General features: G+C 56.1%; 24 protein-coding genes and 2 tRNA genes. 4 read left to right on the plus strand and 22 right to left on the minus strand.

Annotated features, from left to right (window positions below):
* Positions 1-29 precede the first annotated feature (29 nt).
* The 19 genes from yedF to rlmE all read right to left on the minus strand — a co-directional run bounded on the left by yedF (position 30) and on the right by rlmE (position 19,627).
* Entirely contained in the window at positions 30-269 is a 240-nt protein-coding gene (gene yedF, locus NYE85_RS02155) for a sulfurtransferase-like selenium metabolism protein YedF (protein ID WP_259002675.1), read from the minus strand.
* Positions 266-1,480: a selenium metabolism membrane protein YedE/FdhT gene (gene yedE, locus NYE85_RS02160; protein WP_259002676.1), complete on the minus strand. Its 1,215-nt coding sequence runs from the start codon at positions 1,478-1,480 to the stop codon at positions 266-268. Before yedE ends, yedF begins: the two co-directional genes overlap by 4 nt.
* Positions 1,481-1,624: 144 nt before the next feature.
* Positions 1,625-3,553, minus strand: a complete 1,929-nt coding sequence (locus tag NYE85_RS02165) for a DEAD/DEAH family ATP-dependent RNA helicase (protein ID WP_259002677.1) — start codon at positions 3,551-3,553, stop codon at positions 1,625-1,627.
* Positions 3,543-3,623 (minus strand): protein YrbN, encoded by an 81-nt coding sequence (yrbN, locus tag NYE85_RS22775; RefSeq protein ID WP_096335046.1) that lies wholly within the window; start codon positions 3,621-3,623, stop codon positions 3,543-3,545. Before yrbN ends, NYE85_RS02165 begins: the two co-directional genes overlap by 11 nt.
* A 118-nt stretch (positions 3,624-3,741) precedes the next feature.
* Positions 3,742-4,626, minus strand: a complete 885-nt coding sequence (gene nlpI / locus NYE85_RS02170; protein WP_004955899.1) for a lipoprotein NlpI — start codon at positions 4,624-4,626, stop codon at positions 3,742-3,744.
* Positions 4,627-4,754: 128 nt separating this feature from the next.
* Positions 4,755-6,875: a polyribonucleotide nucleotidyltransferase gene (gene pnp, locus NYE85_RS02175; protein ID WP_259002678.1), complete on the minus strand. Its 2,121-nt coding sequence runs from the start codon at positions 6,873-6,875 to the stop codon at positions 4,755-4,757.
* Between the two features lie 242 nt (positions 6,876-7,117).
* Complete coding sequence (gene rpsO / locus NYE85_RS02180; RefSeq protein ID WP_010279698.1) at positions 7,118-7,387, minus strand: 30S ribosomal protein S15; 270 nt, start codon at positions 7,385-7,387, stop codon at positions 7,118-7,120.
* Between the two features lie 155 nt (positions 7,388-7,542).
* On the minus strand, positions 7,543-8,487 hold the full coding sequence (gene truB / locus NYE85_RS02185) for a tRNA pseudouridine(55) synthase TruB (protein ID WP_259002679.1): 945 nt from the start codon (positions 8,485-8,487) through the stop codon (positions 7,543-7,545).
* Positions 8,487-8,897, minus strand: a complete 411-nt coding sequence (gene rbfA, locus NYE85_RS02190) for a 30S ribosome-binding factor RbfA (protein ID WP_004955903.1) — start codon at positions 8,895-8,897, stop codon at positions 8,487-8,489. The genes truB and rbfA overlap by 1 nt, the downstream gene beginning before the upstream one ends.
* Before the next feature lie 82 nt (positions 8,898-8,979).
* Complete coding sequence (gene infB / locus NYE85_RS02195; RefSeq protein ID WP_004955904.1) at positions 8,980-11,670, minus strand: translation initiation factor IF-2; 2,691 nt, start codon at positions 11,668-11,670, stop codon at positions 8,980-8,982.
* A gap of 24 nt (positions 11,671-11,694) precedes the next feature.
* Positions 11,695-13,182 (minus strand): transcription termination factor NusA, encoded by a 1,488-nt coding sequence (gene nusA / locus NYE85_RS02200; RefSeq protein ID WP_004955905.1) that lies wholly within the window; start codon positions 13,180-13,182, stop codon positions 11,695-11,697.
* A 21-nt stretch (positions 13,183-13,203) separates the two neighbouring features.
* Positions 13,204-13,656, minus strand: a complete 453-nt coding sequence (gene rimP / locus NYE85_RS02205; RefSeq protein ID WP_071586634.1) for a ribosome maturation factor RimP — start codon at positions 13,654-13,656, stop codon at positions 13,204-13,206.
* A 216-nt stretch (positions 13,657-13,872) separates the two neighbouring features.
* Positions 13,873-13,949, minus strand: a tRNA-Met gene (locus tag NYE85_RS02210).
* 61 nt (positions 13,950-14,010) lie between these two features.
* A tRNA-Leu gene (locus NYE85_RS02215) sits at positions 14,011-14,097 on the minus strand.
* 70 nt (positions 14,098-14,167) lie between these two features.
* A complete protein-coding gene (secG, locus tag NYE85_RS02220) occupies positions 14,168-14,503 on the minus strand; it encodes a preprotein translocase subunit SecG (RefSeq protein ID WP_004933519.1) in 336 nt (111 codons plus the stop codon).
* A 236-nt stretch (positions 14,504-14,739) separates the two neighbouring features.
* Positions 14,740-16,077, minus strand: coding sequence for a phosphoglucosamine mutase (gene glmM / locus NYE85_RS02225; RefSeq protein ID WP_004955912.1), 1,338 nt, complete (start codon positions 16,075-16,077; stop codon positions 14,740-14,742).
* 4 nt (positions 16,078-16,081) lie between these two features.
* Complete coding sequence (gene folP / locus NYE85_RS02230) at positions 16,082-16,918, minus strand: dihydropteroate synthase (RefSeq protein WP_259002680.1); 837 nt, start codon at positions 16,916-16,918, stop codon at positions 16,082-16,084.
* 91 nt (positions 16,919-17,009) lie between these two features.
* The gene (gene ftsH, locus NYE85_RS02235; RefSeq protein WP_259002681.1) at positions 17,010-18,941 is read right to left on the minus strand and encodes an ATP-dependent zinc metalloprotease FtsH; all 1,932 of its coding nucleotides are present in this window, start codon (positions 18,939-18,941) and stop codon (positions 17,010-17,012) included.
* Between the two features lie 56 nt (positions 18,942-18,997).
* Positions 18,998-19,627, minus strand: coding sequence for a 23S rRNA (uridine(2552)-2'-O)-methyltransferase RlmE (rlmE, locus tag NYE85_RS02240; protein ID WP_088499850.1), 630 nt, complete (start codon positions 19,625-19,627; stop codon positions 18,998-19,000).
* Positions 19,628-19,770: 143 nt separating this feature from the next.
* Here rlmE and yhbY point away from each other — a divergent pair, with 143 nt between their 5' ends.
* Positions 19,771-20,064, plus strand: a complete 294-nt coding sequence (gene yhbY / locus NYE85_RS02245; RefSeq protein ID WP_004933536.1) for a ribosome assembly RNA-binding protein YhbY — start codon at positions 19,771-19,773, stop codon at positions 20,062-20,064.
* Positions 20,065-20,178: 114 nt separating this feature from the next.
* Here the strand turns inward: yhbY and greA are convergent, their stop codons facing one another.
* Entirely contained in the window at positions 20,179-20,655 is a 477-nt protein-coding gene (greA, locus tag NYE85_RS02250) for a transcription elongation factor GreA (RefSeq protein WP_259002682.1), read from the minus strand.
* 256 nt (positions 20,656-20,911) lie between these two features.
* On the opposite strand from greA, the gene dacB reads away from it, so the two are divergent.
* The 3 genes from dacB to pmrB are packed head-to-tail and all read left to right on the plus strand — an operon-like array spanning position 20,912 to position 24,093.
* Entirely contained in the window at positions 20,912-22,345 is a 1,434-nt protein-coding gene (dacB, locus tag NYE85_RS02255; protein WP_259002683.1) for a serine-type D-Ala-D-Ala carboxypeptidase, read from the plus strand.
* Positions 22,346-22,369: 24 nt separating this feature from the next.
* Positions 22,370-23,032 carry a two-component system response regulator PmrA gene (gene pmrA, locus NYE85_RS02260; protein ID WP_259002684.1) on the plus strand — a complete coding sequence of 221 codons (663 nt, stop codon included), beginning with the start codon at positions 22,370-22,372 and terminating at the stop codon, positions 23,030-23,032.
* On the plus strand, positions 23,029-24,093 hold the full coding sequence (pmrB, locus tag NYE85_RS02265; RefSeq protein WP_259002685.1) for a two-component system sensor histidine kinase PmrB: 1,065 nt from the start codon (positions 23,029-23,031) through the stop codon (positions 24,091-24,093). The genes pmrA and pmrB overlap by 4 nt, the downstream gene beginning before the upstream one ends.
* A 70-nt stretch (positions 24,094-24,163) precedes the next feature.
* Here the strand turns inward: pmrB and cgtA are convergent, their stop codons facing one another.
* Together cgtA and NYE85_RS02275 are read right to left on the minus strand one after the other, a co-directional pair.
* Positions 24,164-25,336 carry an Obg family GTPase CgtA gene (cgtA, locus tag NYE85_RS02270; RefSeq protein ID WP_004955923.1) on the minus strand — a complete coding sequence of 391 codons (1,173 nt, stop codon included), beginning with the start codon at positions 25,334-25,336 and terminating at the stop codon, positions 24,164-24,166.
* A 16-nt stretch (positions 25,337-25,352) separates the two neighbouring features.
* Entirely contained in the window at positions 25,353-26,324 is a 972-nt protein-coding gene (locus tag NYE85_RS02275; protein ID WP_259002686.1) for a DMT family transporter, read from the minus strand.
* Positions 26,325-26,327: the final 3 nt, after the last annotated feature.

Raw genomic sequence — 26,327 nt, forward strand, 5'->3', positions numbered from 1 at the left:
ACCATCGGGCGCCGCACGGCGCCCTGTTTTCAGCGTTGGATAAGATAGCGAATGGTGGGCCCGTCCTGCTGAATATCCAACACCTGATAACCATGATTGCGCGCGTCGATCGGGATATTGTTGATCGACTGCGGACAGTCGCTGATCACTTCCAGCACCTCGCCCGGCTTGAGTTGTGGCATTGCCTCCAAGGTGGCGACCGCCGGATAGGGGCAGGGTTCGCCCAGCATGTCCAACCGGTAATCCGGCACTATGGTAGATTGTTTCATGACATATTCCTCAAATTGCCTACCTGCGCCTGCGGTCTGGCACGGAAAAAGCGTTTTTCCCACCACAGCATGGCGACGAACGCCAACGCCAGCAGCAGGTAGGTTACCAGCAGGCCGCCAAGCGGGCCGAAGGTGTCCAGCAGATTGACTTTGTCATAGTTGGTGGCCAATGCCGGAGCCAGATCGTCCCAATAATAGGCCAGTAGCGTTGCACCGATGATATTGCCAAGCCCGACCCACCAGTAATGGATTTGCCCTTCGACCGCGCGGTACATCCAGCCGGTTTCACAGCCGCCCGCCAGCACGATACCAAAACCAAACAGCAGTCCCCCCAGCACCGCGTTCGGACCTGCCCACATGATTTTGGGCGATACGCCAAGCTGAACATAGCTGAAGATGCCTATCGCGCTGACCGCCATGCCCAGAATAATCGCCTTGGCCATGTGGGTGCGGCCGGTGATCCACACATCGCGGAACGCCGAGGTGAAACAGATCTGCGCGCGTTCAATCAGCAGGCCGAAGCCGATACCAAACAGCATGGCAATGCCGAGCTTGGGCGCATCAAATAGCGTCCACAGCGACCAGGCAACGGCCAGCAGGAATATCAGCATGCCGAGCCGAAAACGACGACGCGCCTGCTGCGGTTGCTGCGTCAATGGCGCCGCAGCTTGCACCTTCTGCAATTTCACCGGGATACGAAACAGCGGCAACAGGGTAAATTTGGCGCCGAAGTACGACCCCACGGCGGTCGCCAGCGCAAAAAACCAGGCGTGCAGCGAAAATTGCGGAATACCGGTAAAGAAGGCGGCAAGGTTGCAACCCATCGCCAAACGCGCGCCAAAGCCGGCGATGATGCCGCCCAACAACGCCTGTACGATACGAATACGGTGCTGCGGCCGGCGCAGCTTAATATTGTTGGCCCACAGCGCGGCGGCAATGCAACCGGCGAACATGCCGATTATCATCCGTCCATCGATGCGTTGTAGCGGCGTCCCATCGAGGCCGATAAGCTTGAAGTAGCCCCATTGTTCCGGGTGAAAACCGAGCCACTGCAACACGTGGCCGCCCCAACGGGTAAATTCACCGGTCACTGCCCAGAAGGTGCCGGTCAGGCCGAAATAATAGGTGGCAAGGATCCCCGCGGCGATCACCGCCGGTAATGGCGCCCAAAAGCGCACCAGATATTGCGATTGGAATTGCTGCCAGCTCATGGCATCTCCTGTACATCACATCCATGAATAATAACCTGATGAATGATACGCCATTAACCGCAGCAATCTCTATTTTTCAGACATAAAAAAACCAGCCCGAAGGCTGGTTTTCATCATGACTTAATGCGAACGATAAATCAGTGCTTATGCATCACCGAAACGACGGCGTGGAGCGGCTGGCGCTGCATCGTCACGGCGCGGTGCGCGGTCACGGTTGAAGTTACCGCCGCCACGACGTTCGCCACCGGCTGCATTGCCGCCTTCACGACGCTCGCCAAAAGAACGACGCGGTGCGCCTTCACGACGTTCGCCGTTGAAAGGACGACCGTTGCCACGACGTTCGCCACCGGCGTTACCGCCTTCGCGACGCTCACGACGTTCATGCGGCTGAGCATCGCCCAGCAGTTGCATATTCATCGGCTTGTTCAGGATGCGGGTGCGCGTGAAGTGATTCAGGATCTCGCCCGGCATGCCTTTTGGCAGTTCGATGGTGGAGTGGGTACCAAACAGCTTGATGTTACCGATGTAACGGCTGCTGATGTCGCCTTCGTTGGCGATCGCACCAACGATGTGACGCACTTCCACGCCGTCATCACGGCCAACTTCGATGCGGTACAGCTGCATTTCACCCACGTCACGACGTTCGCGACGCTGTGGACGCTCACCGCCGTCACGGCTATCACGACGACGGTCACCGCCGCGATCGTCACGGTCGTTGAATTCACGACGCTGACGCGGTTTGAACACCGGATCCGGTGGCAGGATCAGTGGGCGTTCGCCCTGTGCCATCTTAAGCAGTGCTGCTGCAAGCGTTTCGATGTCCAGCTCTTCTTCCGGCTGCAGTTTAGCCAGCAACGCGCGGTACATGTCCAGATCGCTGCTTTCCAGCTGCTGCTGGACTTTAGCGGCGAACTTGGCCAGACGGCGTTGACCCAGCAGTTCTGCGTTCGGCAGCTCAACTTCAGGGATCGTCAGCTTCATGGTGCGTTCAATGTTGCGCAGCAGGCGGCGTTCGCGGTTTTCCACAAACAGCAGCGCGCGGCCAGCGCGGCCCGCACGACCGGTACGGCCGATACGGTGAACGTAAGACTCGGAATCCATCGGGATATCGTAGTTGACTACCAGGCTGATGCGCTCAACGTCCAGACCACGGGCCGCAACGTCGGTAGCAATCAGGATATCCAGACGACCGTCTTTCAAACGCTCCAGGGTCTGCTCACGCAGCGCCTGGTTCATGTCGCCATTCAGCGCGGCGCTGCTGTAACCGCTGCGCTCCAGCGCTTCGGCCACTTCCAGCGTGGCGTTTTTGGTACGCACGAAGATGATGGCTGCATCAAAGTCTTCTGCTTCCAGGAAACGCACCAGCGCTTCGTTTTTACGCATGCCCTGCGCAGTCCAGTAGCTCTGGCTGATGTCAGGACGGGTAGTGATGCTGGATTGAATGCGCACTTCCTGCGGCTCTTTCATAAAGCGGCGGGTAATGCGACGAATCGCTTCCGGCATGGTAGCGGAGAACAGCGCGGTCTGATGTTCAGCCGGGATTTCCGCCATGATGGTTTCTACGTCTTCGATAAAGCCCATGCGCAGCATTTCGTCGGCTTCATCCAGCACCAGGCCACTCAGGTTGGAGAGGTTCAGGGTGCCGCGTTTCAGGTGGTCCAGCAGACGGCCTGGGGTACCCACTACGATTTGTGGACCCTGGCGCAGGGCGCGCAGCTGCACGTCGTAACGCTGGCCGCCGTACAGGGCCACAACGTTAACGCCGTTCATGTGTTTGGAGAAATCGGTCATCGCTTCGGCAACCTGAACCGCCAGTTCACGGGTCGGAGCCAGCACCAGAATCTGTGGTGCCTTCAGGGAAGCGTCAAGGTTATGCAGCAGTGGCAGCGAGAACGCCGCAGTTTTACCGCTACCGGTTTGTGCCATACCCAGCACATCGCGACCGTTCAACAGGTGAGGAATACACTCTGCCTGGATCGGTGACGGTTTTTCATAGCCCAGATCGGTCAGGGCGGAAATGATAGGAGCAGACAGCCCCAGGTCAGCAAAAGAGGTTTCAAGCTCAGTAGTCATGTACACGTGCCTCATTAATAATGGCAGCCAGTCTACATAACTCGTCGAGAAAATTTTCAGTCATTTTCATTGAAAAGTGTGAACCGGCTCAAATTAGATTATAAAACGAACAAAAAAGCCCTCACCCGTGAAGGCGATAGCTATGGTCGGTTAAACCAAGGTCTATCAGGCTGTAAGATGTTCGTCAGCTATTGCTGGTCCGATTCCGATAGGTCGTCTTGTTCTTGGCCCAAAAGCGCCAATTCCAACAATGCATAGCGGTGCTCAACAAAGTTATGAACGTTGTTAGCCACCGTCAGTTTGAACAGCGCCGAAGCGGTGTCCTTGTCCCCCAGACTCAGGTAGTGTTTACCCAAATAGAAGTCAGTTTCACTGAGATGCTCAGCGAGCGAAGTGTTATCCGTTGCATCCGCCTTGAGGCTTTCCATCAGCGTTTTTTCGCTGATCTTGCCCAGGTAGAATTCGACAATTTTCCATCCCCATTGCCCTCGGTCCGCTTTGTCGTAACGCTGTTGAAGCGCTACGTCAGCCTTCTTGGGATCGATTTCTCGTTCCACAAGATACAGCCACAACGAACGGAAGGGATCATTTGGGTCGTCTTGATAAAACGCCAGCAGATCATCCTGCGCCAACGGGAAGCGGCCGCCATAATACAGTGCGATGCCCCGGTTTAAACGCGCGTAATTGTAAGTTGGATCAAGCTCTAGTACAGAATCAAACGCTTCATAGGCAGCATCAAAATTGCCTGCCTGCGTTAAGTAAATGCCCAGGTAGTTGAAAACTTCCGGCATATCGGGACGTATCGCCAGCGCTTGTGAAAAGTCATTGCGCGCCAGTGCACGTAACCCAAGACTATCATACAGCACACCGCGCTCATATAAAAGCTGCGCGCGCTCATCGTCCGTCAGTGCCCGACTGGCAAGTATTTGTTCCATGCGCGCCAGGATCACTTCCTGCTGCAACGTAGGCTGCAACGGGATAGCCAGAACGTCATCTTTACGCCAATCATTGTTGCTGCATCCTGCCAGCATGAGCGCTGTCGCAACGTAACACCAGCGTAAGAAAGGCTTCATTTCCCACTCCCGAAGACAAACATTGGATGAACGTCCTGTCCTCCGCTTGCTAAAACGCGGGCTTCCTACCCGCGCGATACGAACAGCTCCCAACCCCAGGGCGGGGAGCTGTCAAAACTGCTTTACAGTTATTCTGCTTCTGGTGCAGCAGGAGCATCCGTTTCAGGCGCGGTAGCTTCCTTGATGCTCAGACGCACACGGCCCTGGCGATCGACTTCCAGCACCTTGACCGGCACTTCCTGACCCATCTGCAGATAGTCGGTCACTTTCTCAACGCGCTTGTCAGCGATTTGTGAAATGTGAACCAGACCTTCTTTACCGCCGCCGATCGCCACGAAGGCGCCGAAGTCAACGATACGGGTCACTTTGCCCTGGTACACGCGGCCTACTTCGATCTCTGCGGTGATCTCTTCGATGCGGCGAATGGCGAACTTGGCCTTTTCACCGTCGGTAGCAGCGATTTTAACTGTACCATCATCTTCGATTTCGATGGTAGTGCCAGTCTCTTCAGTCAGCGCACGGATGACTGAGCCGCCTTTACCGATCACATCTTTGATCTTGTCCGGATTGATCTTGATGGTGTGGATGCGTGGTGCAAACTGAGAGATATCGCCACGCGGGGTGCTGATAGCCTGTTCCATAACGCCCAGGATGTGCAGACGCGCGCCCTTGGCCTGGTTCAGTGCCACCTGCATGATTTCGCGGGTGATGCCTTCAATTTTAATGTCCATTTGCAGCGCGGTGATGCCATCACGGCTACCGGCAACTTTAAAGTCCATGTCACCCAGGTGATCTTCGTCACCCAGAATGTCGGACAGTACCACAAAGTTGTCCTGCTCTTTCACCAGACCCATGGCGATACCGGCAACGGCAGCCTTGATCGGCACACCGGCGTCCATCAGCGCCAAAGAGGCGCCACAGACCGAAGCCATGGAAGAAGAACCGTTGGATTCGGTGATTTCAGAAACCACACGCACCGTGTACGGGAAATCTTCCGGTTTAGGCATCATAGCCAATACGCCGCGTTTCGCCAGGCGACCGTGACCGATTTCACGACGCTTAGGCGAACCCACCATACCGGTTTCACCCACGGAGTATGGAGGGAAGTTGTAGTGGAACAGGAAGCTGTCGGTTTTTTCGCCCATCAGCTCGTCCAGATTCTGCGCGTCACGTGCGGTACCCAGAGTCGCGGTCACCAGCGCCTGAGTTTCGCCACGGGTGAACAGCGCGGAACCATGGGTGCGCGGCAGTACGCCGGTGCGCACGTCCAGACCACGAATCATGTCTTTTTCGCGGCCGTCGATGCGCGGCTCGCCACGCAGTACGCGGCTACGCACTACGTTTTTCTCGACGCTGCCCAGGATGTCCTGGATTTCGCCAGCGTCCAGGGTTTCGTCCTGCGCCAGCAATGCGGCGATCACGTCTTCTTTAATCGCATCGACCTGAGCGTAACGCTGCTGTTTTTCGGTGATGTGATAAGCGTCACCCAGGCGGCCTTCAGCCAGTTCCGCTACGCGAGCATGCAGCGTCTCGTTAACCGCTGGAGCCTGCCAATCCCACTTCGGTTTGCCGGCTTCGGCAACCAGGGAATTGATGTTTTCAATCACAACCTGCTGCTGATCGTGGCCGAATACCACCGCGCCCAACATCTGATCTTCGCTCAGAACGTCAGCTTCGGATTCAACCATCAGTACCGCGCCTGCGGTACCGGCAACCACCAGATCCAGACGGCTTTCTTTCAGCTCGTCGGTGGTTGGGTTCAGCACATACTGGTCATTGATGTAACCGACGCGCGCTGCGCCGATTGGGCCGCTGAACGGAATACCGGACAGGCTCAGGGCGGCAGAAGCACCGATCATCGCCACGATGTCTGGGTTAACCTGCGGGTTGACCGAAACCACGGTCGCAATCACCTGCACTTCGTTCAGGAAGTTGTCCGGGAACAGTGGGCGGATTGGACGGTCAATCAGACGCGAGGTCAGGGTTTCGCCTTCGCTTGGACGGCCTTCACGACGGAAGAAGCTGCCTGGGATACGGCCTGCCGCGTAGGTACGCTCTTGATAGTTAACGGTCAGAGGGAAGAAGCTCTGCCCTGGCTTGGCCTTTTTCTGGCCTACAACGGTAACGAATACCGCGGTGTCATCCATGCTTACCATGACGGCAGCAGTGGCCTGACGTGCCATCATACCGGTCTCGATGGTGACGGTATGCTGGCCATACTGGAATTTGCGAATAGTCGGTGTCAGCAAAATTTTTTCCTTAGATTAGGCGCGCAATCGTATTGACGACTCGACACGCCGGTGACTCACTGATCTTCACACTACATCCTCGCGACTAATGACAATCCTTATCCCATGCACGAGATAAAGTCTCTCATTAGCCGCGCGAACCTCTGTACCGGAAGATCCTCAACAATACATTAACCTGATTTGCTTATGCTTCCTAGAAGAAAGGGGCCAAAATAGGCCCCTTTCCACTGAAACTTGTTCGATTAGCGACGCAGACCCAGACGCTCGATCAGGCTGGTGTAACGTGCTACATCTTTACGCTTCAGGTAGTCCAGCAGCTTACGACGCTGAGAAACCATACGCAGCAGACCACGACGGCTGTGGTGATCTTTTTTGTGCTCTGAGAAGTGGCCTTGCAGATGGTTGATCTGCGCAGTCAGCAGGGCAACCTGAACTTCGGTAGAACCGCTGTCGTTAGTACCACGACCGAAATCAGCTACGATTTTAGCTTTAGCTTCAACACTTAGAGACATTGTCATACTCCAGATTATAGATAATAAATACAGGCGCCGATCTCTAATTCAGCAACCCAATGCATAAGCTGCGCCATTCTACTCTGATCCCCGTCATCCTTCAAGCAACAGGCAATCTGCGCAGCAGCAACGCCAGACCAGGCGTTGTTAACCGGTCAATCGAAATGCTCGACAACCAGCCGTTTTGGGGCCACCCGACCATCGTCGGCAATCTCGCCGACGCCGATGAATTTATGCTCATCGCCTTCGGTGATACGTACCATGCCGCGTGCCGGTGCGCCGGCAGCCTGAACCGGCTGCCCCTGCTTGACGTAGCCCGCCACCGCAGGCAGCAGGTTAACTTCCGGGAAGTTTTCCACCGGGCTGTCCATCGGCATCAGTAGCGGATCGAGCAGTTCGCCCGGCGCGATGCCTTCGGCCTGCGCCTGCTCCAGCAATGTGCTCAGCTGTTCCAGCGTCACCATACGTTCGATTGGGTATTTCGCTACCTGCAAACGACGCAGATAAATCACGTGTGCGCCACAGCCCAGCAGTTCACCGAGATCGTCGGTAATGGTGCGGATATAGGTTCCTTTGGAGCAGTGAATTTCCAGCTCCAGCTCATCCCCTTCCCAGCGGATGAAGGTCAGTTCGTACACCGTGATACTGCGCGCCTCACGCGGCACTTCAATGCCCTGACGCGCGTATTCGTACAGTTTCTTGCCCTGATACTTCAACGCGGAATACATCGATGGCACTTGCTGAATGTTGCCGCGGAAGGTATCCAGTGCTGCATCAAGCTGCGCGCGGGTCACGTTGACCGGGCGCTCTTGCACTATCTGGCCATCCGCATCCGAAGTATCGGTGCGCTGGCCCAGGCGGGCTATCACCCGGTAACGCTTGTCAGAGTCAAGCAGAAACTGGGAAAACTTGGTCGCTTCGCCCAGGCAAATCGGCAGCATGCCGGTGGCCAGCGGATCGAGCGCGCCGGTATGGCCCGCGCGATTGGCGTTATAGCAACGTTTTACTTTTTGCAGCGCGTCGTTGGAAGACAGCCCCTGTGGCTTATCCAGCAACAAAACGCCGTGAATGTCACGGCCGCGGCGACGAGGGCGACTCATTAAGCCTCCTCGTCATCACCGGAGGCAGTGCGACGCTCGGCGTCGTTCTTCACCACGTTAGTCACCAGGTTGGACATGCGCATGCCTTCAACCAGCGAGTTATCGTAGGCAAAGGTCAGTTCTGGCACCACGCGCAAACGCATGGCCTTACCCAGCAGCGTACGGATATAGCCGGACGCGTCTTGCAGCGCCTTGATGCCGTTGGTGACCAGATCGGGATCGTGGTTTTCGGTCAGCACGTTCAGGAAGGTCACGTAAACTTTGGCATAGGCCAGATCGCGCGACACTTCTACGCCGGAGACGGTCGCCATGCCGACACGTGGATCTTTGACTTCACGTTGCAGAATGATGGCAATCTCTTTCTGCATCTCTTGCGCGACGCGTTGGCCGCGGCTGAATTCTTTTGCCATTTTGGATTCTCCAGACAAATCGGGGGGCACAAGGCCCCCCAGAACAGATGTTACCCATTGGGTATCAGCAGATATGCGATCGTTAAGCGATGGTGCGTTGGATCTCGATGATTTCGAATACTTCGATCATGTCGCCGACGCGCACGTCGTTGTAGTTCTTCACGCCGATACCACATTCCATGCCGTTACGGACTTCGTTAACGTCATCTTTAAAGCGACGCAGGGATTCCAGCTCGCCTTCGTAGATAACCACGTTGTCACGCAGTACGCGGATTGGGTTGTGACGCTTGATGTTACCTTCGGTAACCATACAACCGGCGATAGCACCGAATTTCGGTGATTTGAACACGTCACGCACTTCGGCCAGGCCGATAATCTGCTGTTTGTATTCTGGTGCCAGCATGCCGCTCATCGCCTGCTTCACTTCGTCAATCAGACTATAGATGACGGAGTAGTAACGCAGATCCAGGCTTTCAGCTTCGATGACTCGGCGCGCAGAGGCGTCGGCACGAACGTTGAAGCCAATGATGATGGCATTGGAAGCCGCTGCCAGCGTGGCATCGGTTTCGGTGATCCCGCCAACGCCGGAACCGACAATCTTCACTTTCACTTCGTCGGTAGACAGCTTCAGCAACGAGTCGCTGATTGCTTCGCAAGAGCCCTGTACGTCGGATTTCAGTACGATGTTCAGTTCTGAAACTTCGCCGTCGGTCATGTTGGCGAACATGTTTTCCAGCTTGGATTTCTGCTGACGTGCCAGCTTGACTTCGCGGAACTTGCCTTGACGGTAAAGCGCCACTTCACGCGCTTTCTTCTCGTCACGCACCACGGTCGCTTCGTCACCCGCTGCCGGAACGCTGGACAGACCGAGGATTTCCACCGGGATAGATGGACCGGCAGAGACCACTTCACGGCCCAGCTCATCACGCATCGCGCGCACACGGCCGTATTCGAAGCCGCACAGCACGATATCGCCCTTGTTCAGCGTGCCTTCCTGTACCAGCACGGTGGCAACCGGGCCACGGCCTTTGTCCAGGAAGGATTCGATGACAACGCCGCTCGCCATGCCGCTGCGCACCGCTTTCAGTTCGAGAACTTCAGCTTGCAACAGGATAGCGTCGAGCAGTTCATCGATACCGGTACCGGCTTTGGCAGACACGTGTACGAACTGCGCTTCACCGCCCCACTCTTCCGGCATAACGCCGTACTGGGACAGTTCTTGCTTCACGCGATCCGGATCGGCTTCTGGTTTGTCGATTTTGTTAACCGCAACCACCAATGGCACCTGAGCCGCCTTCGCGTGCTGAATGGCTTCGATGGTCTGCGGCATCACGCCGTCGTCCGCCGCCACAACCAGAACCACGATATCGGTCGCCTGAGCGCCGCGAGCACGCATCGAGGTAAACGCGGCGTGGCCCGGAGTATCCAGGAAGGTGATCATGCCACTGTCGGTTTCAACGTGGTAGGCACCGATGTGCTGGGTAATGCCGCCGGCTTCGCCCGATGCCACTTTGGTGGAACGGATGTAGTCGAGCAGCGAGGTTTTACCATGGTCAACGTGGCCCATGATGGTCACCACCGGAGCACGAGGCTCGGCAGCGGCAGCACCGGTATCACGATCGCTCATCAGCGCTTCTTCCAGCTCGTTTTCACGACGCAGGATAACCTTGTGGCCCATCTCTTCGGCAACCAGCTGTGCGGTTTCCTGGTCGATGACCTGGTTGATGGTGGCCATGGCGCCCAGCTTCATCATGGTTTTGATAACCTGGGAGCCTTTTACCGCCATCTTGTTGGCCAGTTCGGCAACGGTGATGGTTTCGCCAACGATAACGTCGCGGTTAACCGCCTGCGCTGGCTTGTTGAAGCCCTGTTGCAGCGTACTTGGCTTACGCTTGCCTTTACCACCACGGGTAACGGCACGCGCTTCTTCACGATCGGCCTTGGATTCGGACAGCTTGCTGCCTTTCTTCTGCTTGGTGGATTTGCCACCGCGAGTACGGGCACGACGGTCACCTTCGACCTTGGCGTCGTTCTCGTCTTCTGCGGCACGCGCATGCTGGGAGGTGGTAACGTGATAGTCGGCAGTTTCAACAGCGGCGCTTGCCGCGTCGGCTTCAGCCCACTTCTCGCCGTTTTCTTCCGCCATGCGGCGCGCTTCTTCAGCAACGCGTTTGGCTTCTTCTTCCACCTTACGGCGCACTTCTTCTTCCGCTTTACGTTTCAGTTCAGCGGCTTCGGCTTCGCGTCGTGCTTTTTCTGCCTGAGCTGGCTTGGTCATTTCGTCGGTATGTTGATTGGTCACTTTATCTTTTTCCGCTGCATCACGCTTAGCTTTTTCAGCGGCCTCACGTTTGGCTTGCTCTTCGGCTGCGCGCTTCGCTTCTGCTTCGCGTTTCGCTAGCTCTTCCGCTTCGCGCCGTGCCTGCTCTTCCGCTTCACGCTGTGCCTGCTCTGCCGCTTCCGCCTGTTGGGCTTCTTGCGTATCGCGATTTACATAAGTGCGTTTCTTGCGGACCTCAATTTGCACCGATTTACTTTTACCGCCGGTGCTCGGGATATTCAAGGTGCTGCGCGTTTTGCGCTGCAACGTCAGTTTACCTGGCGCGCTGCCGTGTTCACGGTTCAGGTGCGCCAGTAGGGTTTCTTTTTCTTGCTGGGTGACAGAGTCGGTCTCAGACTTGTTGATCCCTGCATCAGCAAACTGCTGTACCAGGCGATCAACCGGAGTCTGAATCTCTGCTGCCAGTGATTTTACGGTTACATCTGTCGTCATGCTGTTCCTTCCTGCTACAGTTTATTACGCGTTGTCGCCAAACCAACAGATATTACGTGCGGCCATAATCAGCTCGCCGGCTTGCTGATCGCTAAGCCCTTCAATATCAGCCAGATCGTCAACACCCTGCTCGGCAAGATCTTCCAGCGTACAAACCCCACGCGCGGCCAGTTTAAAGGCCATGCTGCGCTCAAGACCCGGCAGGTTGAGCAAGTCATCAGCAGGTTTTTGGTCGCCCAGGCTTTCTTCTTGAGCCAGGGCCAGCGTGGTCAATGCAGCTTTGGCGCGATCGCGCAACGCTTCAACCATATCTTCATCGAGACCGTCGATTTCCAGCAGCTCTTTGATTGGCACATAGGCCAGCTCTTCCAGCGTAGAGAAGCCTTCTTCAACCAGTACGGTGGCGAATTCTTCGTCGATATCAAGATATTTGGTGAAGGTATCAATGGCGGCATGAGCTTCGGCCTGATGCTTGGCTTGCAGATCGTCCGCCGTCATCACGTTCAGTTCCCAGCCGCTGAGCTGAGAAGCCAAACGCACGTTTTGGCCGTTACGGCCAATCGCCTGTGCCAGATTGCTGGCTTCAACGGCGATATCCATGGTGTGCCGATCTTCATCAACCACGATCGAGGCAACGTCTGCCGGGGCCATGGCATTGATGACGAACTGGGCCGGATTGTCGTCCCACAGCACGATATCAATACGTTCGCCGCCGAGCTCGCTCGAAACGGCCTGAACGCGAGCGCCGCGCATCCCAACGCAGGCACCGACCGGGTCGATACGCTTGTCGTTGGTTTTAACGGCGATTTTGGCGCGGGAACCCGGATCGCGGGCTGCCGCTTTGATTTCAATGACTTCTTCGCCGATTTCCGGCACTTCAATGCGGAACAGTTCTTTCAGCATTTCCGGGCTGGAGCGGCTGACGAACAGCTGTGCGCCGCGTGCTTCCGGGCGAACAGCGTACAGTACGCCGCGGATGCGGTCACCTGGGCGGAAGTTTTCGCGTGGCAGCATGTCCTCACGGCCAATCACGGCTTCGGCGTTACCGCCAAGGTCCAGCGCGATGCTGTCGCGGTTAACTTTTTTCACCACGCCGGTGACGATTTCACCTTCGTGTTGACGGAAGGCGTCGACCACCATCGCGCGCTCGGCTTCACGTACTTTCTGTACGATAACCTGCTTGGCGGTCTGGGTGGTGATGCGGTCAAAGGTGACGGATTCGATTTGGTCTTCGACATACCCGCCCAACTCGATGCTTGGGTCTTCATACTGAGCCGCTTCCAGCGTGATTTCACGCGTAGGCTGGGTAACTTCGTCAACGGCGACCCAGCGACGGAAAGTATCGAAATCGCCGGTTTTGCGATCGATGCTGACGCGCACGTCAATTTCCTGCTCGTATTTTTTCTTGGTTGCGGTGGCTAATGCGGTTTCCAGCGCTTCAAAAATCTTCTCACGCGGAAGGGATTTTTCATTGGAAACAGCTTCAACAACAGCCAGAATCTCTTTATTCATCCTAGTTGCCTCATCCAAACTTTAAAAGTGGGGTACCAGGTTCGCTTTCTGAATATTGCTCAGCGCGAACACTTCATCTTTCCCATCCACAGTAACCGTGATCATTTCGCCTTCGACAGACTTGATGATGCCCTGCCACTTACGGCGGTTCTGTACCGCCATGCGCAGGACCAGGCTGACTTCTTCACCGAGGAAACGAGTATAGTGCTCTGCGGTGAACATCGGGCGATCAAGGCCAGGAGAGGAGACTTCCAAGTTGTAAGCGACCGTAACCGGATCTTCGACATCCAATACGGCGCTGACCTGGTGGCTGACATCAGCACAATCATCAACATTAATGCCGTTTTCACTATCAATATAGATGCGGAGCGTGGATTGGCGCGCACGAATAAATTCTATGCCTACAAGCTCAAAGCCCAACGCCTCTACCGGTGCCGAAAGCATCTCTGTCAATTTTTGCTCTAATGTGGACAAGCCCACCCCCAAGACATAAAAAAAGGGCTTAATAGCCCAGTGATTCTGTTGCCAAATAACAAAAAACCCCGAAAATTCGGGGCTTTATGCAACTGGACCCTGTTTGCCGCAATGCGGCTTCGGTACAACTTTCTGACAAGTGTCATTTTCAAATGTTGTTCGAGAAAAGCGGATTCAATCGAAAAGTGTATTTGAAAATAAACACTTAAAGGAAAGTGGTTGCGGGGGCCGGATTTGAACCGACGACCTTCGGGTTATGAGCCCGACGAGCTACCAGGCTGCTCCACCCCGCGTCCGAAAACGTGGCAAATACTACGCTGATAATCGCAAAAATGCAAGTTATCTCTGGGATATTGGTACCGAGGATGGGACTCGAACCCACAAGCCCGTTAGGGCACTACCACCTCAAGGTAGCGTGTCTACCAATTCCACCACCTCGGTACTGATTCTTACTGCAACGGCCGTTTGCATTGCTGCCAACCACCGTTTAAACACCTTTGCTGCTGACGGCTTATTGCGGGATATCGCTGCTCGGCTTGGCTGGTGCTGCCGGCGCGGTAGTCTGCTCGGTTTTAACCGGCTGACCCAGGTTTTCCCACTCGCTGCCTTTTTTGCTCTGGTTGCTGCTCAGGTTGCCCAGGATCAGACTGATGACGAAAAACAGCGTCGCCAAAACAGCCGTCATGCGGGTCATGAAGTTACCGGAACCGCTCGAACCGAACAATGTGCCAGACGCACCTGCTCCGAATGAGGCTCCCATATCAGCGCCTTTACCTTGCTGCAACATGATCAGAGCCACAAGCCCGATCGAAATCAGCAGGAAAATTACCAGAAGAGCTTCGTACATAGTTGTACCCGTATCCTTGCGGCTTCACCGCGTGCCAAATGCTTCTCACCCCAAATGCTTCTAAACGAAGTCGCAGGCGTTGTTATCAACAGCCTACTGAAGCGGGTGTGAATACTAACCAAAGCCGTCAAACCGTGCAAGGGCAATTTGCTGCGGCAGGCGCGTTTGCGGAAAAAAACAGCAAACGCACCACACCCAGCGGTTCAAATATCCCCCAGGGAAGTTAACCGTCTGTTTTAACCCGCAGATTTTACCGCTTCGGCGATACGGTTGGCCAGTTCGGTTACCTGCTGCTCATCTTCGCCTTCCACCATCACGCGGATCAGCGGCTCGGTACCGGATTTACGCAGCAACACGCGGCCGCGCCCAGCCAGTTCGGCCTCCACCGCCTCGGTCACTTGACGTACCGATTCCGACTCGAGCGGGTTATGCTCGCCGGTGAAACGGACGTTAACCAGAATTTGCGGCAGCAATTTCATGCCGCTGCACAGATCGTGCAGGCTCATGTTGTTGCGCACAATGGCGGTCAATACCTGCAGACCGGCCACGATGCCGTCACCGGTGGTGGTCTTGTCCAGCAGGATCACGTGGCCGGAATTTTCCGCCCCGATGCGCCAACCCAGCTCTTGCAGTTTTTCCAGCACGTAGCGGTCGCCCACCTTGGCGCGCGCGAACGGAATGCCCAACTGCTTGAGCGCCAGTTCCAGACCCATATTGCTCATCAGTGTGCCAACGGCACCGCCGCGCAACTGGCCCTGACGCAGCCCTTCTCGGGCAATGATATACAGAATCTGGTCGCCATCAACCTTATTGCCAAGGTGATCTACCATCATCACCCGGTCGCCGTCGCCGTCAAATGCCAGCCCGACATGCGCCTTTTCGGCCAGCACCCGCTCCTGCAGTTGACGAACGTCGGTTGCGCCGCACTGTTCGTTGATGTTCATGCCGTCCGGCTCACAGCCGATGGCGATGACGTTGGCGCCCAGCTCGCGCAGCACGCTCGGCGCGATGTGATAGGTGGCGCCGTTGGCGCAGTCCACGACGATCTTCAGTCCTTTCAGGCTCAGCTCGCTCGGGAAGGTGCCTTTACAGAATTCAATGTAGCGACCGGCGGCATCGATAATGCGGCTGGCCTTGCCGAGTTCGGCCGACTCAACGCAGGTCAGCGGTTTTTCCATTTCGGCTTCGATGGCTTCTTCAACGTGATCCGGCAACTTGGCGCCATCGATCGAGAAGAATTTGATGCCATTGTCATAATACGGGTTGTGCGACGCGGAAATGACGATACCGGCTTCGGCACGGAAGGTACGGGTCAGATAGGCAATCGCCGGGGTTGGCATCGGGCCGGTAAACGACGCGGACAGCCCTGCCGCCGCCAGACCGGCTTCCAGCGCCGATTCCAGCATATAGCCGGAAATGCGGGTATCCTTGCCGATGATAATTTTGCGTGAGCCATGGCGTGCCAGCACTTTCCCTGCCGCCCAACCGAGCTTAAGGACGAAATCCGGCGTGATCGGACTGTCACCGACCTTGCCACGGATGCCATCGGTACCAAAATATTTACGCTCGCTCATGTCTCTACTGTCCCTTAGCTGAAAGTGTTGCCTCGACGACGCGCATCGCCTCGACGGTTTCTTTAACGTCATGCACCCGGATGATCTGCGCGCCTTGCATCGCCGCGATCACCGCGCAGGCCACGCTGCCGGTAACCCGCTGCTCTGGTGGCACGTTCAACAATTGCCCAATCATCGATTTACGCGACATGCCCACCAACAGCGGCAGGCCGAACTGGTGAAATTCGGACAGCCGTGCCAACAGCTGGTAATTATGCGCCAGATTCTTACCGAAACCGAAGCCCGGGTCGAGCAACAATTTCTGTTTTGCTATGCCCGCCGCAGTACAACGGGTGATATGCTGCTGGAAAAAGGCCATCACGTCGCCCATCAGGTCATCATAGCGCGGCGCCTGCTGCATGTTGCGCGGCTCGCCCTGCATGTGCATCAGACACACCGGCAGACCACTGTCGAGCGCCGCCGCCAACGCCCCGGGTTCCTGCAAGGAACGCACATCGTTGATCAGATGCGCACCGGCGTTGGCGGATTCACGAATCACCCCCGGTTTGGAGGTATCCACCGAGATAAATACCTCAAAGCGCCGGGCAATCGCCTCAACGACCGGCACCACGCGCGCCATCTCCTCGTCCTCGCTGACCTCTGCCGCGCCTGGTCGGGTCGATTCACCGCCCACGTCAATCATCGTCGCGCCGGCAGAGATCAATCCATGGGCATGCAGCAAGGCATCATTCAACGTGTTATGTTTGCCGCCATCGGAGAAGGAATCCGGGGTAACGTTGAGGATGCCCATCACCCGCGGATGGGAGAGATCGAGCGTCATGTCGCGCACGGTTAACTGCATCTATATTCCACCTTACTGTTGCTGTTCAACTGCCTGCGGGCAATAAAAAAACCCCGGCATGCCGGGGTTTGATGTTATTACACAGTCGATGTTACTTGTCGAGCTGTTCAGACATGGTATTGCCTGGATTTGGCGTACGAGGATCATCAACCGGCGTAGGGGCTTTTGGCGTGCCACCATTGTCGGAGTTATTGCCTTTACTCGCATCGTCCCAACCCGCTGGCGGACGCACGTCCTTGCGGTTCATCAGGTCATCAATCTGCGGCGCGTCGATGGTTTCGTACTTCATCAGGGCATCCTTCATCGAGTGCAGGATGTCCATGTTTTCCATCAACAGCGAACGCGCGCGGATATAGTTGCGTTCGATCAGGGATTTAACTTCCTGGTCAATGATGCGCGCGGTTTCGTCAGACATATGCTTCGCCTTGGCCACTGAACGGCCCAGGAACACTTCGCCCTCTTCTTCGGCATACAGCAGCGGCCCCAGCTTCTCGGAGAAGCCCCATTGGGTCACCATGTTACGCGCGATAGAGGTCGCGACCTTGATGTCGTTCGAGGCACCGGTAGACACTTTTTCCGGCCCGTAGATGATTTCTTCCGCCAGACGGCCGCCGTACAGGGTAGAAATCTGACTTTCAAGCTTCTGACGGCTGGCGCTGATCGCATCCCCTTCCGGCAGGAAGAAGGTCACACCCAACGCACGGCCACGTGGAATAATCGTCACCTTGTGCACCGGATCGTGTTCCGGAACCAGGCGGCCGATAATCGCGTGACCCGCTTCGTGATAGGCGGTCGATTCTTTCTGCGCTTCGGTCATTACCATCGAGCGACGTTCCGCACCCATCATGATTTTGTCTTTGGCTTTTTCGAACTCGACCATCGACACCACGCGTTTGTTGCCACGGGCAGCGAACAGCGCGGCTTCGTTGACCAGGTTGGCCAGATCGGCACCGGAGAAACCCGGGGTACCGCGAGCGATAACCGACGCGTCGATATCTGCCGCCAAGGGCACGCGACGCATGTGCACTTTCAGGATCTGCTCACGACCACGCACGTCAGGCAAGCCGACCACTACCTGACGGTCGAAACGGCCTGGACGCAGCAACGCCGGGTCAAGCACGTCAGGACGGTTAGTAGCCGCGATGACGATGATGCCTTCGTTGCCCTCAAAACCATCCATCTCAACCAGCATCTGATTCAGCGTCTGCTCGCGTTCATCGTGACCACCACCCAGGCCGGCGCCACGCTGGCGACCGACGGCGTCGATTTCATCGATGAAGATGATGCAAGGCGCGGCTTTCTTGGCCTGTTCAAACATGTCGCGAACGCGGGATGCACCCACACCGACGAACATTTCCACGAAGTCGGAACCGGAAATGGTGAAGAACGGCACTTTCGCCTCGCCGGCGATGGCTTTCGCCAGCAACGTCTTACCGGTACCCGGAGGGCCAACCATTAGCACGCCTTTCGGGATCTTGCCGCCCAGCTTCTGGAATCGGCTCGGTTCACGCAGGTAGTCAACCAGTTCACTCACTTCTTCTTTTGCTTCGTCGCAACCGGCAACGTCGGCAAAGGTGGTCTTGATCTGATCTTCGGTCAGCATGCGGGCCTTGCTCTTGCCGAAGGACATCGCGCCCTTGCCGCCGCCGCCCTGCATTTGCCGCATAAAGAATATCCAGACCCCAATCAGCAACAGCATCGGGAACCACGAAATGAAGATAGAAGCCAGCAAACTCGGTTCTTCCGGCGGTTCACCGACAACTTTCACATTCTTCGTCAGTAACGTATCCAACAACTTTGGATCGTTGACGGGGATATAAGTCGTGTATCGGTTACTATCTTTCTTGGTAACGTTGATCTCACGTCCGTTGATTCGCGCTTCGCGAATCTGATCTTGGGTCAGTTCGGACATGAAGGTAGAGTAATCCACCCTACGGCCATTCGACTCGCTGGGCCCAAAGCTCTGGAATACAGACATCAACACTACCGCGATGACTAACCAGAGAATTAGGTTTTTCGCCATGTCACTCAAGGGATTAACCTCATATTACAACTGTGTTAACAAACAGCGTTAGGGTACTACAGTTTGCGCCCTGTCGCTACAATGTACACTTCGCGCGAACGGGCGCGGGAAGCGTCTGGCTTACGAATCTTAACCTTCGTAAACAGGGAGCGAATTTCCCGTAGGTACTCGTCAAAGCCATCTCCCTGGAACACCTTCACCAGGAAACTTCCGCCTGGTGCGAGGACATCACGACACATTTCCAGTGCTAATTCCACCAGATACATCGATCTTGGAATATCGACCGCCGGGGTGCCACTCATATTCGGGGCCATGTCAGACATGACCACCTGAACCTTGCTTTCACCTACACGATCCAACAGCGCCTTTAATACCAGTTCATCACGAAAATCGCCCTGGAGGAAATCGACGCCAACGATAGGATCCATTGGTAAAATATCACAGGCGATGATCCGCCCGGTACCGCCGATCTGGGTAACGACATACTGCGACCAGCCGCCTGGCGCCGCGCCCAAATCCACTACCGTCATACCCGGTTTAAACAGTTTGTCGCTTTGCTGTATTTCATCAAGTTTAAACCAGGCACGAGAGCGCAGCCCTTTTTTCTGCGCCTGTTGTACATATTTATCGCTAAAGTGTTCTTGAAGCCAGCGACTGGAACTCGCCGAACGCTTTTTATTTGCCATCTCGTTTTCCAACTATCCTAAAAAGAGTCTTATGTCAGGTTCGCTGCTCACGTAGACTCTCATCGGTGAAGACCGATTTGGTGATACACATGAGATGGCGGTAGAATGTACCGTTTTCAATCCCAACTTAAGCAAAAAAGACAATGAATCTGAATAATAAACAAAAACAGCACCTGAAAGGCCTGGCGCATCCGTTAAAACCGGTTGTCATGCTGGGTAATAACGGTCTCACCGAAGGGGTGCTGGCTGAAATTGAACAGGCTCTGGAGCACCACGAGCTGATCAAAGTAAAAATCGCTGCTGAAGATCGCGAGACCAAAACCCTGATCGCCGATGCTATCGTGCGTGAAACGGGTGCCTGCAACGTGCAGGTTATCGGTAGTACGCTTATTCTTTACCGCCCTTCCAAAGAGCGCAAGATCAGTTTACCGCGTTAATTGACGCCGGTTTAACGAAAAGGTGCCATGCACCTGCGTCAGATAAAAGGCCGCCATGCGGCCTTTTTCTTTTCTTTACAAAACCCTGCCGAACTTCTGACCAGCGTTGGCCAATCAGAGGTATTCCACTTTCAGGATTTCGTAGTCTACGTCGCCGCCGGGGGTTTTGATCACCACCACGTCGTCCTGTTCTTTACCGATTAAACCACGCGCCATCGGGGAATTGACCGAAATCAGATTTTTCTTGAAATCGGCTTCATCGTCACCAACGATGCGGTAGGTGACTTCGTCTTCGGTATCCAGGTTCATCACCGTGACGGTGGCACCAAAAATCACGCGGCCGGTATTGGGCATTTTGGTGATATCAATCACCTGGGCGTTGGACAGTTTGGCTTCGATTTCCTGGATACGACCTTCACAGAAACCCTGCTGCTCACGTGCCGCATGATATTCGGCATTTTCTTTCAAATCGCCGTGTTCGCGCGCTTCCGCAATGTCAGCAATGATTTTCGGACGGCGCACGCTCTTCAAATATTCAAGTTCTTCGCGCAGTTTTTCAGCGCCAAACAAGGTCATCGGAATCTGTTTCATAATTTCACTACCTCTAAATCTTTCCTGTTCAAATAACCGTCATCCTGACGTATTCGTATGAAAACACGGATGGCTACCGCCAGCCGCCTCCAGGCGATAAACAAAAGAAGCCTGACTCGGAACTGTTGCCCAAGTCAGGATCGATTTTGCATTTTGATACGCATTTTAGCGTAGAGTTCCTTGAGGGTCATCGTTTACTTTTTCCCTGAATGCGCCGTAGTATGGCGGCACGTTACCCAGCAGCTATTCCGAGATTATGCGTTTTTCACGAATTGTCAGTGCATTGGCTTGCGCATTTGTTCTAAATGTAAATGCGGCCCCGGTTGAAGATTACACACAATATTTGCCTGATGGGGCCAACCTTGCCCTGGTAGTTCAGAAGATCGGCGCACCGGCGCCGGTCATCGATTATCACTCTCAGCAAATGGCCCTGCCCGCCAGTACCCAGAAGGTGCTGACCGCTCTCGCGGCCCTGTTGCAGCTCGGCCCGGACTATCGTTTCAGCACCACGCTGGAAAGCCAGGGCAACATTAACGACGGCGTGTTACAGGGCAACCTGATCGCCCGCTTCGGCGGCGATCCAACCTTTAAGCGCCAAAACCTGCGCAACATGGTCGCAGTGCTGAAAAAGCAGGGCGTGCGGCAAATCACCGGCGACGTGCTGGTTGATACCTCGGTATTCGCCAGTCATGACAAGGCGCCAGGCTGGCCATGGAACGATTTGACGCAGTGTTTCAGCGCCCCGCCCTCGGCGGCCATCGTTGACCGCAACTGCTTCTCGGTGTCGTTGTATAGCGCGCCGAAACCCGGCGACATGGCGTTTATCCGCGTTGCGTCCTATTATCCGGTGAACATGTTCAGCCAGGTGCGTACCCTGGCCAAAGGCTCACCAGACGCCCAATACTGCGAGCTGGACGTGGTGCCGGGCGAATTGAACCGCTTTACCCTGACCGGCTGTCTGACGCAGCGCAGCGACCCTTTGCCGCTGGCCTTCGCCATTCAGGACGGCGCCAGTTATGCCGGCGCGATATTGAAAGACGAGCTGACGCAGGCTGGTATCCAGATTGACGGTCATCTGAAGCGCCAGACACAGCCAGGCATCAGCGGGACGGTCATCGCGCAGACCCAGTCGGCGCCGTTGCACGATCTGCTGAAGATTATGCTGAAAAAGTCCGACAACATGATTGCCGACACCGTATTTCGTACCATCGGCCATGAACGCTTCGGCGTTCCGGGTACCTGGCGGGCTGGTGCCGACGCCGTGCGTCAGGTACTGCGCCAGAAAGCCGGCGTGGACCTCGGCAACAGCATCGTGGTGGACGGCTCGGGTCTGTCGCGCCACAACCTGCTGGCACCGGCCACCATGATGCAGGCATTGCAATACATCGCTCAGCATGACAGCGAACTGAACTTTATTTCGATGCTGCCGCTGTCCGGTTACGACGGCACCTTGCGTTATCGCGGCGGTCTGCATGAAGCCGGCGTCGACGGCAAAGTATCGGCGAAAACCGGGGCATTGCAAGGCGTGTACAACCTGGCCGGGTTTATCACCACCGCCAGCGGCCAGCGCCTGGCCTTCGTACAGTATCTGTCGGGCTATGCGGTGCCGCCGGAAGACCAGCGGCAGCGTCGTATCCCACTGGTGCGTTTTGAAAGCCGGCTGTACAAGGATATCTACCAAAATAACTGAGTAGCAAAATAACCGAGGCCCAATGTGAAATTACTGATCGTTGAGGATGATGAACTGTTGCTACAGGGACTGGCCATGGCGCTGGCCAGCGAAGGCTACGCCTGCGACTGCGCCCTGAGTGCCGCCGAGGCCAACGCGTTGATTGTCAGCAGCCAGTACAGCATGGTGATCCTCGACTTGGGCCTGCCGGATTTGGACGGCGCCAGTCTGCTGCGCCAGTGGCGCCGCCAGCATATCGACCTGCCGGTGCTGATCCTCACCGCCCGCGACGCGCTGGAGGACCGCGTCGACGGGCTGGACGCCGGTGCCGACGATTATCTGGTCAAACCGTTCGCACTGGTCGAATTGAAGGCGCGGGTACGCGCGTTGATACGCCGCTATCAGGGCCACAGCGACAACCTGCTGCAACTGGATGATCTGACGCTAAACCTGTCCAGCCAGCAGGTGTACGTCCAGCAACAGCCGGTGGACGTCACCCCCAAGGAGTTTGCCATTCTGTCACGCCTGATGATGCGCGCCGGACAAACGGTCAATCGCGAGCTGTTGCAGCAGGATTTGTATACCTGGAACGACGATCTCGGCTCCAACACGCTCGAAGTACACGTCCACAATCTTCGCCGCAAGCTGGGCAAGGATCGTATCCGCACCGTGCGCGGCATCGGCTACCGTCTGGAACCTCTGCCATGATCAGCATGCGTCGTCGCCTCTTGCTGATGCTGGCGCTGATCCTGCTGATCACTCAGTTGATTAGCGCCTTGTGGTTATGGCATGAAAGCCGCGAGCAAATCAGTTTTCTGGTTGATGAAACGCTGACCGCCAAGGTACGCACCGAGCGGGTCGACAACGAAATCGCCGAAGCCATCGCTTCACTGCTGGCGCCGTCGCTGATCATGATGATGGTCACGCTGTTGGCATCGTTCTGGGCCATCAGCTGGATTATCCGGCCACTCAATCAGTTGCAAACGCGTCTGGAGCAGCGTTCTGCCGACAACCTGTCACCGCTGCCCGTCAACAGCGACAGTCGCGAAATGGTCGCGGTCACTACCGCGCTGAACCAGCTCTTTTCGCGGCTGGACAATACCATCCAGCAAGAAAGGCTGTTTACTGCCGATGCGGCGCATGAACTACGCACGCCGCTGGCCGGCATCCGCCTGCATCTGGAACTGATGGAACAACAGGGCGTCAAGGAAAGCACCTTGCTGATTGCCCGTATCGATCAACTGATGCACACGGTTGAACAGCTGCTGATGCTGTCACGCGCCGGGCAGAACTTCGCCGGCGGTCATTATCAGCGGTTCGACTGGGTGGATAACGTCATCCAGCCACTGCAGGAAGAATTGACCGAGTTGGCGGCGCAACGCCAGCAGCGCCTGGTGTGGCAGCTGCCGCCCGCTGCGCCGACTCGTGGCGATCCGGTGCTGTTACGGCTGCTGTTGCGTAACCTGGTGGAAAACGCCCATCGCTACAGCCCGCAGGACAGTACCATTCAGGTACGGCTGGCGCAGCAGGCTGAAGGGCATCTGCTACAGGTGATCGACGCAGGGCCGGGAATCAAGGAAACCATGATCGGGGAAATCACCCAGGCGTTTCGCCGTATGGATCAACGCTACGGCGGCAGCGGCCTGGGCTTGAACATCGTCATCCGTATCGTACAACTACACCAGGGGCGTCTGACGCTGGAAAACCGTAGCGACAGCCACGGACTAAACGCCCAGTGCTGGCTACCGAACGACGCGCTGAAACCCTGATAGTCCCGCCGATACGCAAAAGAAAAAGGCCCTGCATCAAGCAGGGCCCTCCAATCATGACAATCGGTAATTACTTCTTGTAGATGAACTCGACGCCTTCGTCGTCTTCTTCATCCCAGTCATCATCCCAGTCATCGTCCGCTTCGGCTTCCACTTCGGCGATCTGTTCACGGTGGTAGTCATCCCACATGAATTCCACTTTTTCCGGCGCGCTTTCTTCGATCGCCATCGCTTTAGGCTGGGTGTTGATAAAGTTCATCACATCCCAGCACAGCGCATTGACGCCGGCGCGGTTGGCGGCGGAGATCATGTAGTACTTGCCTTCCCAGCCCATGCCTTCAACGATGGCCTTGGCACGCTCGGCGGCCTCTTCCTCGTCCAGCAGGTCAACTTTGTTAAACACCAGCCAGCGTGGCTTTTGCGCCAGATTTTCGCTGTACTGGTTCAGTTCGTTAACGATCACGCGGGCGTTTTCGACCGGATCGGATTCATCGATCGGCGCGATATCCACCAGGTGCAGCAATACGCGGCAACGCTCCAGGTGCTTCAGGAAGCGAATGCCCAAACCGGCACCATCGGAAGCGCCTTCGATCAGCCCCGGAATATCGGCCACCACGAAGCTTTGTTCGTTGTCCATACGCACCACGCCCAGGCTTGGCACCAGCGTGGTAAACGGATAGTCCGCGACCTTCGGCTTGGCAGCGGAAACCGCGCGAATGAAGGTGGATTTGCCGGCGTTCGGCAGCCCCAGCATGCCTACGTCAGCCAGCAACAGCAATTCCAGCAGCAAATCGCGCTCTTCGCCCGGCGTACCGTTGGTTTTCTGGCGCGGCGCACGGTTTACCGAGGATTTGAAACGGGTGTTGCCCAGGCCATGCCAACCGCCTTTGGCGACCATCAGACGCTGCTCATGGCGCGTCATATCGCCGAGGATCTCTCCGGTGCCCTGATCTTTCACGCGGGTGCCCACAGGAACCTTGATGATGACGTCTTTACCGCGCTTCCCGGTGCAGTCACGACTCTGACCGTTCTGGCCACGCTCCGCGCGGAAAGATTTTTCAAAGCGGTAATCGATCAGCGTGTTCAGGTTTTCGTCCGCCAGCAGATAAACGTCACCGCCATCGCCGCCGTCACCGCCATCTGGACCGCCGTTCGGAATATATTTTTCGCGGCGGAAGCTGACGCAACCATTACCACCATCACCTGCAACGACCAAAATCGCTGCTTCATCTACAAACTTCATTTACCGTCTCCGTAACTCATTCACCGGGTTGCTTTAGAGGAGCAACCAGGCGGGTTTCTGCCCGTCGCGGCCACCACCGGTGACCAATTGCGGAAAACATGGCGCCGGCAACCACCACGAAAGCACCGACATAACCGACGACATTGAGCGTCGGCGCGGTGAATACCTGTGGCCAGGCCAACGCCAATAAATCTGAAAACAGCAGGGTAAACAGTGGAGTAAGCGTTACTAACGCACTCACCTGCGCGGCCTGCCAGCGCGCCATGGCTTCCGCCAGCGCACCATAGCCAATCAGCGTGTTGGCACCGCAAAACAGCAGACAGGCCAATTGCCAGCTGCTGAGCTGGAAAATAACCGCCGGTTTCGCCAATGGGAACAACGCGACTGCACATAAAGTGTACAACATTACCAGAATCTGCGGCGAGGCCAATCGACGCAGCAGAACTTTTTGCGCCACGCCGTAGGTTACCCATACCATCGCTGCGCACACCCCCAACAGCACGCCAAGCGTGTAATCCGTCAGGCGGGTAAAGATTTCGATCAGGCTAACGTTAAAGAACAGCATCAACCCGCAAATCAGCATCAAGGCGCCAATCACCTGGGTAATACGCATTCGCTCTTTTAAAATCAACACGCTGGCAAACATCATGCCGACCGGCGACAATTGGCCGATAACCTGCGAAGCCGTCGGGCTGAGGTATTGCAGCGAAGAGCTGAAGAACACAAAGTTCCCCAGCAACCCCGCGGTAGCAATCACCAGCAACAGCAGCCAGCGCGGCTGGCGGAACATCTTGAGCGGCGGCAACCTGCCGCGCACCGCCAGGATCAGACCCAACCCGATGGCCGCCATGGTAAAGCGATACCAGACGACGGTAAACGGCTCCATCACCTGCAACACTTCCTTCATGGCAATCGGCAATGCCCCCCAGCAAACCGCCGTGGTCACCGCCAGAAAAATGCCAATACCGACCTGCTGTTTTGTTTCCATTCG

It is taken from the genome of Serratia sp. AKBS12 (genome assembly GCF_024793895.1).
GTDB lineage: Bacteria > Pseudomonadota > Gammaproteobacteria > Enterobacterales > Enterobacteriaceae > Serratia_F.